The organism is Streptosporangiales bacterium (assembly GCA_009379955.1).
In the GTDB taxonomy this organism is placed as follows: domain Bacteria; phylum Actinomycetota; class Actinomycetes; order Streptosporangiales; family WHST01; genus WHST01.
The window spans coordinates 18,438-32,677 of the sequence record WHST01000002.1 but is presented as its reverse complement, the minus strand read 5'-3'; the positions used below and the strand labels follow the sequence as shown (position 1 = coordinate 32,677).

Here is a 14,240-nt window from a genome sequence, read left to right as displayed (position 1 = left end):
GGCTACCGCCTCTCCCACTGGCCGGGCACATAGCGGGGCGCGTCCTCCTGCGGTGCCGGCCCGTAGGCGGGATCGGGTGCCTGCGGCGGGCCGTACCCGGGCTGGCCGTACGGGGGTTGCCCTTGGTCGGGCTGGCCGTAGTCGGGCTGGCCGTAGTCGGGCTGGCCGTAGTCGGGCTGGGGCGCATACTCGGGCTCGCTGTGCGGTGGCGGGCCGTGGGTGTCCTGCGGACCGGTGTCGGGGCCACCGTCGAGCGCGGATCGCGGCAGCCGGGCACGCGGCCCTGGTGCGGCCTCGCGCGCCGCACGGTCGGGCTCCGGGTCGAACTCCTCGCGCCGGGCGCCCGGCAGGGCGAGGACGAGGACGACGAGCAGCACGGCGCCCTGGAAGATCAGCTGTCCGTGCCTGGTGGTCTCGGCGAACGACAGGGACAGCCGGCCGCCCGACGACGGGAGGACGAACGCCTGCGCCCAGCCGTCGACCTTGCGCGCCTCGAGCTCGGTGTCGCCGATCCTCGCGCGCCATCCCGGCGAGGCGGCGTCGGTGAGGACGAGCATCCGGTCGTCGGCGCCCGGCGGTATGCGGACGGTGGACTCCACATCGCCGGAGGCCGGCAACGGCGAGGTGGTGCCGTCGGGACCGACCATGCGGAGCCTGGTGGGCTCCTCGGCCGCCTGCCACAGCGCGAAGTCGCGCGTCGCCGACTGCCGGACGAGCCCGGCCTCGCCGTCGAGCCGCTGCGCGAGCCGGGAGTCGACGGGACCTGCGACGAGGACGTAGCGGATGCCGTACGGCGCCAGCCGCGACGTGACGTCGGCCGACCGTCCGGACACGAGGTCGGCGACCAGGGCGTCGAGCCGCTCTCGCGTCGCCTTGGGCGGTTGCAACAACTCGTCGCCGAGCGCGGGCGCCCGGCCCCGGACGACGGTGTACTCGACGCGGCCCTGCAGCTTCCTGACGATGAGGGTGCGCGGGCGGCTGGGCACGTCGCTCTGCGCCGTGAGGTACGCGGGGACGACCTCGCCGCGCGCGACGTGCAGCGGGTCGCCCGCGCCGTTGACCACCCACCAGGCACCGGCGAAGAGCGGCGTGACGCCGACGACGACCACGAGGGCGACGAGCGCGAGCTGACGCCAGCCGAACCCGAAGCGGAAGAGCCGCTCTGGCGCGTCCTGCGCCGCGGAACCGATCGCGACGAGGAAGCCGAGACCCACCACCGCCACCGCGATGCCGGGCCACACGACCGCCCCGATCGTGGCGTCGGGCTCGGTGAGGGTGACCCGGCTCAGCACGACACCGAAGGCCAGGCCGACGAACGCGACGATCCAGCCCGCCACCACCGGACGGTTGGCGCGGCGGCGCAGCAGTGCCGCGAGGGCGGCGAGGACGAGCCCGATGCTCATCCAGACGGGGTACTGCCCGGGCCCGCCGGGGTGCAGCAGCAGGATCGCGAGCGGCGGCAGGTCGGCCGCCGCGAGGTACGCCGGGTGGTAGCCGGTGTCGAGGAGCAGCAGCTGCGGCCTGGTGATCACGCGGAACGACCACGGGTAGAGCAGCGCGACCGGCAACAGCACCGTGATGACGAGTCCGGAGATGACGGCGCGCCGGCGCCACAGCACCGCGCCGGCGATCACCGCGAGCACGAACGCCATCGGCCACAGCACCGGCGCGAACGCGACGCCGATCGAGAGGAGGAGCGCGCACGCCCACGCCGGTCGCAGGGCACCCTTGGCGGCGGGTCTCAGCACCCGTGCGCCGAAGTAGGCGATCAGCGGGAGCATCACGAACGCGACCGTGCTGCCGAGGCGTCCCGCGGCGATGGAGCCGGTCGCGATCGGCAGCAGGGCGTACGCGGCGGAGACCCACACCCGCACCGCCCGGTCGGTGCCGAGCCGGCCCGCGGCGAGGTACGCCGACCAACCGGCGAGCGGCACGCAGCCGAGCAGCAGGATGTTGACGGCCAGCCACGGCTTGCCGAAGAAGGCGGTGGAGAGCAGGGCGAGCACCCCGAGGTAGGGCGGGGCGGTCGTCGTGCCGCCGAGGCCGATCGGGTGCCAGGACTCGAGGTAGGAGCGCCAGAGGTCGCCGGCGCCGTCCGGTGCCGGGAGCAGCGCGCCGCCGGCGAGCCTCATGCCGAGCACGTCGCGCTCGGCGACCAGCGCGACGAGCGTGAGGGCTGCGACGAGCAGCAGGCCGGGGTGCGACAGCACCCGGCGCAACGCGCTCGGCGCCTCCTCGAACGCGCCGAAGGCCTCGTCGTCGTCGGCCGTCGGGTCGATCGCCGCCTGGCTGTGCCGGCCCGAGTCGGCCGCCGCGCCCGCGCTGAACGCGGAGATGCGTTCGCCGACCCGCTTGATCGCCGCGCCGCGGGGCGGCATCAGCGTGCGGATCTGCCGCCACGGACGCTTCAGCCGGCGCCTGGCCGCCCGTGCCCGGAGCACCAGGTCGGGACGTGCGATGACGAGCGCCACGGCGGCGAGCTCGTCGAACGCGTACCCGAGCTGCTTGGCCAGCACCCAGCCGACGGCGCGGAAGACCGAGGTGACGACGTTGCGGAGCAGCGCGAACGCGGCGAGCCCCATCGGCAGGTTGGCCGCGAGCGAGTACATGCCGTGCCGCCGGTCCGCGAGCCGTGGGTGGCTGGCGGTGGCGTGGACGGTGCGACGGTGCCGAGACGCGGCCTCGGCGTGGTAGACGACCGCGTCGGTGACGACCGCGACGCCGATGCCGGCCCGGGTGGCCCGCCAGCAGAAGTCGATGTCGTCGCGGTAGAGCGGCAGTGTCGGGTCGAACCCGCCGAGGTAGTCCCACACGTCGCGGCGGACCAGCATGCCGGCCGAGTCGACGGCGAGCACGTCACGGTGGTCGTCGTACTGCCCCTGGTCGTGCTCGCCTCGGTCGATGCCGGTCTCGCGGCGGCCACCGAGGTCGGTGGTGAGGCCGACGTCGAGCAGGACGCGGTGGTCGTACCAGTCGCGGTGCTTGCAGCCGAGGATGCCGGGCGGCGCGGTGCGGCGACCCGCCGACCGGTCGGAGGCCGCCAGCATCCTCTCGAGCGCGTCCGGGGCGGGGGCGGAGTCGTCGTGCAGCAGCCAGATCCAGGACGTGCCGTCGGTGGGACGCGGGACGGCGCGGCGGCCGCGGCGGGTGACCTCGGGGCGCGCGAGACCCGCGGCGACGGCGGCGCCGAAGCCGGTCCTGCGCGGCATCGCGATGACCTGGTCGGAACCGACAGCGTCGGCGAGGATCTCGCCGCTGGAGTCGGTGCTGCCGGTGTCGACGACCCGGATGAGGTCGGGTGCACGGGTCTGCTCCGCGAGCGCCGCGATGGTCTCGGGCAACCAACGACCACCGTCGTGCACGACGAGCACGGCGGTGACGAAGTGGTTGGGCCTCGCCTGCGGTGTCACTGGCGTACGAACGGCTTTCCCCGTCACGGTCGGCGGCAGATCCTCGGCGGCGCCGAGGGGGATGACGGCGAAAGACTAGTCGACGCCGGTATCGCGCCACCTACGCGGTGTCAGCCGGCACGCCGCCTCAGCTTGCGGCGCTCACGCTCGGAGAGCCCGCCCCAGATGCCGAACCGCTCGTCGTGCGCCAGTGCGTACTCCAGGCACTCCTGCCGGACCTCGCACACGAGACACACCTTCTTGGCCTCCCGGGTGGAACCGCCCTTCTCCGGGAAGAATGCCTCCGGGTCGGTCTGCGCGCAGAGCGCGCGTTCCTGCCATTCAAGCTCCTCAAGCTCCTCGAGCTCCTCGCCACTGTCCCCTGATAGCCAGTTCTGCTCGGACACAAAAGACCCTCCTCGACCCTGCCGCTGGCCCGCCGCGCCCCCCGGCGCGGGAACGACACTCGTGTAATTACACGCGCGTCAATGCCGGTACGTCAAGCCGGGGCATGCTATGGCAGGCTTTCCGCATGCAGATCGTCGTGCTGGCAGGTGGAGTGGGCGGTGCTCGTTTCCTCCGTGGACTGCGCCGCGCCGTCCCCGACGCGGACATCACCGTCATCGGCAACACCGGCGACGACATCACCCTCTTCGGCCTTCGGGTCTGTCCCGATCTCGACACCGTCATGTACACCCTCGGCGACGGGATCGACGACGAGCAGGGGTGGGGACGCGCGGGCGAGACGTTCACCGTCAAGGACGAGCTCGCGGCGTACGGCGCGGAGCCGCAGTGGTTCGGCCTCGGTGACCGCGACTTCGCCACCCACGTCTTCCGCAGCCAACTGCTGGCCGCGGGTCAGCCGCTGTCCGCGGTGACCGCGACGCTGTCGGCGCGCTGGGGTCTCGGCGTACGGCTGCTGCCGATGACCGACGATCCCGTCGAGACCCACGTCGTCATCGAGGACACCGCCGCCGAGTCGGGACGCCGCGCGGTGCACTTCCAGGAGTACTGGGTACGACTGCACGCGGAGCCCCGCGCACTCGGCGTCGTGCCCGTGGGGGCCGAGGAGTCCGGCCCGGCGCCGGGCGTGGTCGAGGCGATCGCCGCGGCCGACGTCGTCCTGTTGCCGCCGAGCAACCCCGTCGTCTCGATCGGCACGATCCTCGCGGTGCCCGGCATCAGGCCGGCGATCGCCGGTGCCGGCGTGCCTGTCGTGGGGCTCTCCCCCGTCATCGGCGGGCACCCGCTGCGGGGCATGGCCGACAAGGTGCTCGCCGCGGTCGGCGCGACGTCGACCGCCGCCGGCGTGGCGGAGTTCTACGGCCCGGGTCTCGTCGACGGCTGGCTCGTCGACGAGACCGACAAGGACGCCGTCGAGCCGGTCGAGGCGCTCGGCATCCGCTGCCGCGCGGTGCCGCTCGTGATGCACGACGTCGACGCGGCCGCACGGATGGCCGCCGACGCGCTCGAGCTCGCCGAGATCCTGCGATGACGTCGGCGATCGATATCTGGGGTGTCCAGGGGATCCCCGAGATCGCCCACGGTGACGACCTCGCCGCCCTCGTCGCCGCGGCCACGCCGGGGCTGCGCGACGGCGACGTGGTCGTGGTCACGAGCAAGGTGGTCAGCAAGGCCGAGGGCCGCGTCCGGCGTGCCGCGCCCGGTGACGACCTCGAGCGGATGCGCGACGACGCGATCACGGCGGAGACCGTCCGTGTCGTCGCGCGTCGCGGGCCCACCCGCATCGTGCAGACCGCGCACGGCTTCGTGATGGCGGCGGCCGGCGTCGACGAGTCCAACACCCCCGAAGGCACCGTGGTCCTGCTCCCCCTCGACCCGGACGCGTCGGCGCGTGCGATCAGGGCAGGCCTGCGCGAGCGGCTCGGCGTCACGGTCGCGGTCGTCGTCACCGACACGTTCGGCCGGCCGTGGCGTGTCGGGCAGACCGACGTCGCGCTCGGCGCCGCGGGACTGGCCGTCGTCGACGACCACCGCGGGCGCACCGACGCGCACGGGCGTCCGTTGCTGGTCACCGAGATCGCGATCGCCGACGAGGTGGCGGCCGCGGCCGACCTGGTGAAGGGCAAGAGCACCGGCGTACCCGTGGCCGTCGTCCGCGGTCTCGCGCACCACACCACGCGCGAGGACGGTCCCGGCGTACGCGCGCTCGTCCGGCCGTCCGAGCTCGACATGTTCTCGCTCGGCGCGCGCGACGTCGTCTCGTCCCGGCGCACCGTCAGGGAGTTCACCGGCGAGCCCATCGGCACCGAGCCGGTACGGCGCGCCATCGCGGCCGCGGTCACCGCGCCGGCACCATACGCGTCGACGCCGTGGCGGTTCGTGCTCGTCGAGTCAGCGGACGCACGCGCCCGCCTGCTCGACACGCTGGAGACGCACTGGGCCGACCCGCCGGGCGAGACCGAGCGAGCCGAGAGCGTCGACGTCCTCTGCCGTGCACCGGTGCTCGTGGTCCCCTGCGTCGACCGCTCCGCGCTCCGCCACGCCGGCGACCCGGCGGAGGTCGAGATGGCGACGCTGTCCGCCGGCGCTGCGGTCGAGAACCTGCTCGTCGCCCTCGCGGTCGAGCAGCTCGGCTCGGCCTGGATCGCGAGCACGCTGTACTGCCGCGACGCCACCCGTACTGCCCTCGACCTGCCGGCGCACTGGGACCCCATGGGCACGGTGGCCATCGGCCGCCCGGCCAAGCCCGTCGACCCCAGGGACCGCGACCCGGCCCCCTACCTGGAGACGCGCTGACGCGCTAGCGCTGGCCGATGCACGCGTCCAGCTCCTCGATGAGGCCCTGCGCGTAGACCGTGTCCGTGCTCATGTCCGGGTGCTCGTCCAGCCACGCCTGCAGCTGGTCGCGGGTCTCGATCGCCTGGGCCCTGAAGTCTTCGGAACCTTCGGGGAGCGCGTCGAGTCGTTGCAGGTGCGCGAGGTCCGCGACGGACTCCGCCTGGTCGTTGCCGATCCCGGTGGGTGAGTAGTACCCGCTCGCGATCCCGGCGAGCTGCTGGTCGCCGACCGTCGCCTTGGGTTCACCGTTGTGGGTGATGACGTCGAACTCGGTGGGCTGGGCGTCCGGTGCGAGCTTGCCCGCCGCGAACACCGCCAGGTCCGCGACGAACTGGGCGACCCCGGCCACGCCGAGGACGCGGCCGGGCATCTTGAGGATCTCCGCGGCCGCCTTCCTGCCCGCGGCCTCCGCTCCCGCGGCGGCCGCGCCCGCCTTCACGAGGAGGCCGTCGACGATGATCGCGGGGAGGTCGGCCTTCAGCAGGTTCAGCAGGGGCCCGGCCTTGGTCAGGCCGATCGCGCCTTGGACGAGCTTGTCGAGCTCGCTGACCTGCTCCGCGACCCCGTCCGCGAACGGGTTGCCGCCGGCGGCTTTGACGTCGGCGACGCCGAGCAGGCCGTTCCTGTCGATCAGGTAGAAGCTCGCCGACACCTCCAGGATCTGCTGCCGGGCATCCAGCGCCTCGACGAGGGTCTTCTTGTTGCTCGGCAATGCCTCGGCGGCGTCGGCCGCGTTGTCGACCACCTCGGGCGCGTTGTCGTACACCGTCTGCATCGACGCCATCGTGCCGTGGTCGAGCAGGGTGGCCGTCTTCAGCGTCTGCTGGATGGCGAGCTGGACGTTGGTCTGCCTGATGGTGTCCTCGTCGTAGATCGAGGTGGGCTTCTTCGGGTTGTTCTCGTCCCAGACGACGGTGCCGTCCTCGTTGACCCAGCTGCCGAACGACTTGGCGTGGTCGTTGAGCTCCCTCAGGTTGTCCTCGAGCTTGCTGAAGCCCAGGGTGGCTGCCTCCATGGCGGCGCCGCCCGACTCCATCATCGCCTGGCCGATGTTGAGCGCGAGGGCGTTGGTGTGGGTCACGCTCTCCGCGTCCGGCTGGCCGACCCCGCTCCACACCACCCCCCTCTTGACCTGCGCCCAGACCGGCTGCTCGAACGCACTCAGCCCGCTGGTCGCGCGCGTCTTCGCGTCACCGAACCCCGCCGACCCCCCGCCGTCGCTGCCGATGTGCAGCAGCGTCGACTTCGTCATCTGTCCCATCTGCTGCCCCTTCAGAACTGGTCGGCGGAGGTGGTATCCCCCGTGGTGACGGCGTTCGCGCTGGCGTGCAGCTTGTCACCGATGGCGGTGAGCGCGTCGTCCAAGTCGACGAACGTGAAGATCCACTTCTGCCGGCAGAGCTCCAGCGTGCTCTTGAACTCCGGCTGGGACTTCGGCAGCCAGCCGTCGGAGAGGTCTTTCACCGCCGGCTGCACCACTTCCGCGGATCCGCTGCTCTTGTCGCCGAGGCTGTGCACCGCGGCCGGGTCGAGGTCGATCTGTTGCATGCCCACCAGTGGACGGGCCGTCGCTTGCACGCCGATTGCGTCATCCTTGCGGGAACCTGGGCCGTGCCGGCACCGTCGCAGCAGGTTTTGCCAGCGGTCAGAGGGAGCGGTAGTCCCTCGGCGAGAACCTCGGGGCGCGGCGTGGCGGGCCGACGCCGGCGGTCTCCAGCAGGCGCTGCACGCGGTAACGGTGGCCCGCGTACGGCTCAAGCAGCGCGAGCATGCCCGCATCGTCGACGACCTCCCCCGCGAGCGCCCAGCCGACGATGCCCGGCACGTGCAGGTCGCCCACCGACACCGCGTCGGCGTCGCCGTGCGAGCGCTGCAGCACCTCGGCGACGGTCCACTGACCGATGCCGGGCAACGCGCGCATCCGCGTCGCGGCGACCGCACGGCCGAGGGTCAGCGTCTCCTCCAGCCGACCTGCCCGCGACGCCGCGATCCTGATGGTCCTGGCGCGTCGCGGGTCGACGCCGGCGAGGTGCCAGTGCCAGGTGGCGAGCGACGCCCACGTCGCGGCGTCCGGCGGGACTCTCATCTTGGCGACCAGCTCGGCCGGCCCCGGGGCGGGCTCGCCGAACCGCCACAGCAGCTGCCGCCACGACCGGAACGCCTCGGTGCCGGTGACCTTCTGCTCGAGGATCGCCGGTACGAGCGCGTCGAGCACCCGCTCGCTGCGGCCGATCCGGAAGCCGGGCCTGCGGCGGGCCATGTCGCGGACGATCGGGTGCGCGGGGACGAGCGCGCCGGGGTCGTCCGCCGCGCCGAGCATGGTGGGCAGCCGGTCGAGCAGCCACGACGCCCCCGGCCCCCATGCCTGCGCCTCGACCTCGCCCAGCCGCGTCAGGGACCGTACGTGCAGCGTGCCGGGACCGTCAGGTGTCCGCACCGCGCGCCAGACCGCGCCGTCGCCCGACCGGCGGAACGCCGGGTCCCCGGGGCCGCGGCGGTGGCAGGACAGCGTGAACCCGACGTCGACCGCGTACGGCGGTCGCCACAACCGGCTCACCCGCGCGGGCGGCCCGTCACAGGTGGGTGCCGTCGCCACGTCTCTTCAGCTCCTCGACGAGCCGGCGGACGTCCTGCGCGCGGTGCCTCGGCAGGACGAGCACGGCGTCGGGGGTGTCGACGACCACGAGGTCGCGGAGCCCCAGGGTCGCGACGAGACGGCCGCCGGACGCGGCGACGAGCGTGCCCGTGTCGTCCTCGGACAGCCACTCCCCCTCGCCGAGCGCGACGTTGCCGCCTGCCGCGCTCGCGAGCAGGTCGGCGAGGCCGTTCCAGTCGCCGATGTCGTGCCACTCGAAGCGGCCCTGCACGACGGCCACCCGCCCGCCGCAGGCCGCGTCGACGAGCACGCCGTCGTCGACGGTCTCCGCGGGCAGGGTCGGCCAGACCTCCGCCAGCACGGCGTCGCGGTCGGGGCCGTCCCACGCGGCCGCGATGCGCAGCAGGCCCTCGTGGAGCGCGGGCAGCTGCCGGCCGAGCTCGTCGAGGAACGTCGCCACCCGCCACACGAACATCGACGCGTTCCACAGGCTGCGACCGCCGTCGAGATAGCCCTGCGCGACGTCGGCAGGCGGCTTCTCGGTGAACGTGGCCACGCGCTCGCCGACGCCTCCCGCCAGCGGGTCGCCCCGCTGGATCCAGCCGAACCCGGTGGCGGCATAGGTCGGCGTGATGCCGATCGTGACGAGGTACCCCGCCTCGGCGACGGAGACGGCGTCGCGCAGCGCGGCGCGGAACGCGGTGGCGTCGGGCACGACGTGGTCGGCCGCGAACGAGCCCATCACGGCGTCGGGTTCGCGCCGCGCGATCAGTGCCGCGGCGAGCCCGATCGCCGGCGCGGAGTTCTTCGGCGACGGCTCGACGACGACGTTGCCCGCGGGCAGCTCCGGCAGCTGCGCGGCCACCTTGGCGCGATGGCTGGCGCCGGTGACGACGTACGTGCGGTCGGCGGGGACGACGGGCGCCAGCCGGTCGACGGTGCCCTGCAGCAGCGACCGCTCGCCGCCGGCGAGCGGGTGGAGGTACTTCGGCTCGTCCCTGCGGCTCAGCGGCCACAGACGGGTGCCCGACCCGCCCGCGGGGACGACGGCGTACAGCGCCCCGGCCTCACCCATGGGTGTCGGTCACTCGCCGACGGCCCGGCGGTAGCTCGCCAGGTGGGTCTCGGCCGAGATCTGCCAGGTGAACTCCTGCGACCGCTCGTAGCCCGCGTTGGCCAGCGCGGTGCGCCGGTCGGGGTCGTCGAGGAGGTCGGTCAGTCCCGCGGCGATGCTGTCGGGGTCGGGCTCGGTGTACGCCACCGCGTCGCCGCCGACCTCGGGCAGCGAGGTGCGGTGGGTGGTGAGCACCGGTGCCCCGCAGGCCATCGCCTCGAGCACCGGCAGGCCGAACCCCTCACCGTGGCTGGGGAACGCGACGACCACGGCGCCGCCGAGGTACGCGGGCAGGTCGACGTAGCGCAGGAAGCCGGGACGGATCAGCCGCAGGTGCTCGGGCACCTGCGCCGCCGCGTCGTCGACGGCGTCGTCGTTGCCGCGGCTGCCGGCGAGCACGAGCGCCGGCGGCTCGTCGCGGTCGGCGACCGCACTGACCCACCCGCGGATGAGGTCGGGGACGTTCTTGCGCGGCTCGAACCCGCCGAGGAACGCGATGTACGGCTGGCCGTGCAGGCCGAGCCGGTTGGACACGCGCTCGCAGTCCGCGCACTCCGGCCGGTGGAACAGCTGGTGGTCGACGCCGTGGTAGGCGACGTCGATCTTCGTGGGGTCGGACGACAGGTGCTCGACGAGCTCGTCACGCGTCGCCTTGGACGGCACGATGATGCGGGTCGCGCGCCGGACCGCGGTGCGGATCGCCGAGCGCAGGAACGTCGCCTTGACCGGCGGGATGAGCTCGGGCTTGGTGAACACCGTGACGTCGTGCACCGTGACGACCGTCGGGCGGCCCGCGCGTACCGGCATCGTGTAGAACGGCGCGTGGATGACGTCGGCGCCGAACGACTCGGCGACGACCGGCAGGCCGGTCTGCTCCCAGGCGAGACGTGCGGGACGGTGGGCGATCGCGGTGGGACCCATGATGATCGCCGCGCCCGGCGCCATCCGGCCGTAGCGGTCGGCGTCGGCACGCTGGCACGCGACCCCGATGTCGGCACCCGCCTTGTCCAACGCCCTCACCAGGCCGTCGACGTACCGGTTGACGCCCCCGCGATCGGTACCGTCGATCAGTACTCGCGGTGACACCTGCGCCTCGCCTCCAGGGTTGTTCCGGGCACTCCAACTCTTCCGCCGAACACTACGCCCACGGGGTTAAGAACGTGTGACGGGACACTACCGTCCCCAAATACGAAGGCGATGTGGTACGCATGCGCACACCTTCGCACCCATGGACGAGACGGCAGGACGGCACGTGCCACGCGTTCTCATCACCGGCATCACCGGCCAGGACGGCCTCTACCTCGGCGAGCTCCTCGCGGCGAAGGGATACGAGGTGTTCGGCCTCGTCAACGGGCAGAGCAACCCCAAGGCCGAACGCGTCAACGACGTCGTACCGTCCGCCCACCTCCTCGAGGGCGACCTGCGCGACCTGGCCAGCCTGATCTCCGCGCTGGAGATCTCCCAGCCGGACGAGGTCTACAACCTCGGCGCGATCAGCTTCGTCGGGTTGTCCTGGAAGCAGGCCGAGCTCACCGGCGAGATCACCGGCATGGGCGTCCTGCGCATGCTCGAGGCGATCAGGATCCACACCCAGAACGACATGGGCCGGGTGCGCTTCTACCAGGCGTCGAGCTCGGAGATGTTCGGCAAGGTGCGCGAGACACCGCAGTCGGAGACCACGCCGTTCCACCCGCGGTCGCCGTACGGCGTCGCGAAGACGTTCGGCCACTACATCACGATGAACTACCGCGAGTCGTACGGCGCGTTCGCCTGCTCGGGCATCCTGTTCAACCACGAGAGCCCGCGACGCGGGTACGAGTTCGTCACCCGCAAGATCACCCAGGGCGTCGCGCGCATCGCACTCGGGCTGCACGACACGCTGACGCTCGGCAACCTCGACGTGCACCGTGACTGGGGATACGCGGCCGACTACACCGACGCGATGTGGCGCATGCTGCAGCGCGACGAGCCAGAAGACCTCGTGGTCGCGACCGGCACCCAGCACTCGGTGCGCGACCTGCTCGACCTCGCGTTCGCGCGCGTCGGCATCGACGACTGGCAGCCGCACGTCGTCCAGGACGAGCGCTTCTTCCGCCCGGCCGACGTCGACGTACTCGTCGGGGACGCGACGCGCGCCAGGGAGGAGCTCGGCTGGTCGCCGACGGTCAGCTTCCGCCAGATCGTCGAGATGATGGTCGACAACGACCTCGAGATCGAGCGGGCCAAACCGGCACGGCGCTGACTCCGGTCACCCGGCCGCGGCGAGGAGCGCCTCGGCGTAGCGCTCCCACTTGCCGGTGTGGTCGGGCGGACGTACGCCCGCGCGCAGGGCGGCGAGCAGGCCGGGCTCGCCGTAGAGCCGCCGCAGTGCCGCCGCGAGGTCGTCGACGTCGTCGGGCGCGCACACGAGACCGTCGACGCCGTCGCTCACCCGATCGGCGAGCGCGCCCGCGCGGGTGACCACGACCGGTGCGCCGTACTGGAACGCGACGTCGGCGTTGTACGACGACGTCGCCTGCCGGTACGGCAGCACCAGCGCGTCGGTGCCGGCGAACAGGGCGGGCACCTCCGCGGCGTCGACGTAGCCCGCGCGGATCTCGACCCGGTCGCGGAGGCCGAGCTCGTCGACCGTCAGCTCGGTGACCCGCAGCGTCTCGCCCCAGAACTCCCCCGCCACCGTCAGGCCGACGCCGGGGACCTTCGCCAGCGCGGCCAGCAGGATGTCGAGGCCCTTGTACGGCCGGACGAGGCCGAAGAACAGCAGCCGGCGGTGCACGTCCGCGTCGGGCACGACCGCCGGCTCCGCACCCGCGAGCGTCGGAAAACCGGACGGCAGCTCCGCGACCGCGACCTGCCGCGCGCCCAGGCCACGGGCCATGCGCGCCTGGTCACCCGAGTGCACGAGCGCGCCGTCGGTGCGCCGGAACAGCGCGCGTACCAGCGTCGGGTCGACCATGCGGCGCTCGTGCGGCAGCACGTTGTGGCACAGCACGACGGTGCGGACGGACGGTCGCCGTCCCAGGGCCGCGAGCATCGTGAGGTACGCCGGCACCTGCACCGGGGTGACGAGGACGAACACGACGACGTCGTACGCCCGCAGCCTGCGACCCGTCCGCACCCAGCCGTCGGGCCGGTACCACGCGAGCGGGTACGTCGCGCGCGGCCACGGCTCGACCTCGGGACGGTCGGCCGGTACGCGCTGCTCCCCTGGGTACAGGAAGTCGGGGTACTGCGCCGACCACGAGACGACATCGACCACGTGCCCCGCGGCGCCGAGCTGCCGCGCGAGGGTGGTGGTCGACTGCGCGATGCCGCCCTTGTAGGGATGGGTCGGCCCGACGATCGCGACCTTCACGCTACTCGGACCGCGACCGCACGACGAGGTCGGCGAGCAGCGCCAACGAGCCGATGATGAGCCCCGTCATGAAGAGCAGGATCGTGTTGGCAGCGAAGTAGAACGGGTGCACGATCATGTCGTACACCGCCTTGGCGACGCCGACTCCGAGCAGGACGAGCGCCGGCGGCAGGAGCACCTTGAGCGGGTTGAAGTACATCACCATGCGGACGACCTGGAGGATGTAGCGGTAGGCGTCGCGCAACGGATGGAACTTCGACTGCCCGGACCGCTTGCCGTAGTCGATCGGCAGGTAGTCGACGTCGTGCTGGTTCGACAGGAACGCCAGCGTGATCGTGGTGACGCAGGAGAAGCCTGGCGGCAGCAGTCGCAGGAACGGCAGCGACACTTCGCGGCGGAACGCCCGCATGCCGGAGTTGAGGTCGGCGATCTTCACCCCGGCGAGGCCTTCGGCCACCTTGCGGATGAACCACTTCGCGGGCACGCGAAGCACCCGGAGCGTGCCGCGCTCGGCGGTGCGCGCGCCGACGACCTGGGCGCACTCGGGGTGCTCGATCAGGTAGCGGATGAACTCGGGGATGCGCTCGTTGGGGTAGGTGAGGTCGGCGTCGGTCCATACGACGATCTCGCCGCGCGACTCCCTGGTGCCGATCCGCCGCGCGGTGCCGGAGCCGCCGTTGCGCCGGAACGGCATGAGGCGCATCCGGGGGAACCTCGGCAGCGCCTCCTGCAGCACCTCGAGCGTGCGGTCGGTCGACGCGTCGTCGATGACGAGGAGCTCGTAGCTCATGCCGCTGGTGTCCATGGCGAACGTGATGCGCTCGATCTCGCGCAGGACGTGGGCCGACTCGTTGTAGCAGGGCAGGACGATCGTGGCGAGCGGCCGCGGGCCGCTGACGTCGGCGACGGCGGGTGACAGCGTGTAGTGGCGCCTGGTCGGATCGACCAGCTCGACGGGGTGACGGGCGGGGGTGGCCATGAGGC

At 72.7% G+C, this 14,240-nt stretch carries 12 protein-coding genes; 3 read left to right on the top strand and 9 right to left on the bottom strand.

What is annotated here, in order from left to right; all coding sequences use genetic code 11:
- Positions 1 to 2: 2 nt before the first annotated feature.
- Both GEV10_00970 and GEV10_00965 read right to left on the bottom strand, forming a co-directional pair.
- A complete protein-coding gene (locus GEV10_00970; protein ID MQA77049.1) occupies positions 3 to 3,410 on the bottom strand; it encodes a glycosyltransferase in 3,408 nt (1,135 codons plus the stop codon).
- Positions 3,411 to 3,520: 110 nt separating this feature from the next.
- Entirely contained in the window at positions 3,521 to 3,796 is a 276-nt protein-coding gene (locus GEV10_00965; GenBank protein MQA77048.1) for a WhiB family transcriptional regulator, read from the bottom strand.
- Between the two features lie 125 nt (positions 3,797 to 3,921).
- Between GEV10_00965 and GEV10_00960 the strand changes: the two genes are divergently transcribed.
- On the top strand, positions 3,922 to 4,884 hold the full coding sequence (locus GEV10_00960; protein ID MQA77047.1) for a 2-phospho-L-lactate transferase: 963 nt from the start codon (positions 3,922 to 3,924) through the stop codon (positions 4,882 to 4,884).
- A complete protein-coding gene (locus tag GEV10_00955) occupies positions 4,881 to 6,149 on the top strand; it encodes a coenzyme F420-0:L-glutamate ligase (GenBank protein ID MQA77046.1) in 1,269 nt (422 codons plus the stop codon). The genes GEV10_00960 and GEV10_00955 overlap by 4 nt, the downstream gene beginning before the upstream one ends.
- Positions 6,150 to 6,153: 4 nt before the next feature.
- Here the strand turns inward: GEV10_00955 and GEV10_00950 are convergent, their stop codons facing one another.
- From GEV10_00950 to GEV10_00930, 5 genes are all read right to left on the bottom strand, one after another.
- Positions 6,154 to 7,452: a hypothetical protein gene (locus GEV10_00950; GenBank protein MQA77045.1), complete on the bottom strand. Its 1,299-nt coding sequence runs from the start codon at positions 7,450 to 7,452 to the stop codon at positions 6,154 to 6,156.
- 11 nt (positions 7,453 to 7,463) lie between these two features.
- Positions 7,464 to 7,739, bottom strand: a complete 276-nt coding sequence (locus tag GEV10_00945) for a hypothetical protein (GenBank protein ID MQA77044.1) — start codon at positions 7,737 to 7,739, stop codon at positions 7,464 to 7,466.
- A gap of 97 nt (positions 7,740 to 7,836) precedes the next feature.
- Positions 7,837 to 8,739: a DNA-3-methyladenine glycosylase 2 family protein gene (locus GEV10_00940; GenBank protein ID MQA77043.1), complete on the bottom strand. Its 903-nt coding sequence runs from the start codon at positions 8,737 to 8,739 to the stop codon at positions 7,837 to 7,839.
- 25 nt (positions 8,740 to 8,764) lie between these two features.
- Positions 8,765 to 9,862: a mannose-1-phosphate guanylyltransferase gene (locus GEV10_00935; GenBank protein MQA77042.1), complete on the bottom strand. Its 1,098-nt coding sequence runs from the start codon at positions 9,860 to 9,862 to the stop codon at positions 8,765 to 8,767.
- A gap of 9 nt (positions 9,863 to 9,871) precedes the next feature.
- A complete protein-coding gene (locus GEV10_00930) occupies positions 9,872 to 10,987 on the bottom strand; it encodes a glycosyltransferase (GenBank protein ID MQA77041.1) in 1,116 nt (371 codons plus the stop codon).
- Positions 10,988 to 11,153: 166 nt separating this feature from the next.
- Here GEV10_00930 and GEV10_00925 point away from each other — a divergent pair, with 166 nt between their 5' ends.
- Positions 11,154 to 12,143 (top strand): NAD-dependent epimerase/dehydratase family protein, encoded by a 990-nt coding sequence (locus tag GEV10_00925; GenBank protein ID MQA77040.1) that lies wholly within the window; start codon positions 11,154 to 11,156, stop codon positions 12,141 to 12,143.
- 6 nt (positions 12,144 to 12,149) lie between these two features.
- Here the strand turns inward: GEV10_00925 and GEV10_00920 are convergent, their stop codons facing one another.
- Together GEV10_00920 and GEV10_00915 are read right to left on the bottom strand one after the other, a co-directional pair.
- The gene (locus GEV10_00920) at positions 12,150 to 13,256 is read right to left on the bottom strand and encodes a glycosyltransferase (protein ID MQA77039.1); all 1,107 of its coding nucleotides are present in this window, start codon (positions 13,254 to 13,256) and stop codon (positions 12,150 to 12,152) included.
- 1 nt (position 13,257) lies between these two features.
- Positions 13,258 to 14,235 (bottom strand): glycosyltransferase, encoded by a 978-nt coding sequence (locus GEV10_00915; protein ID MQA77038.1) that lies wholly within the window; start codon positions 14,233 to 14,235, stop codon positions 13,258 to 13,260.
- Positions 14,236 to 14,240 lie beyond the last annotated feature (5 nt).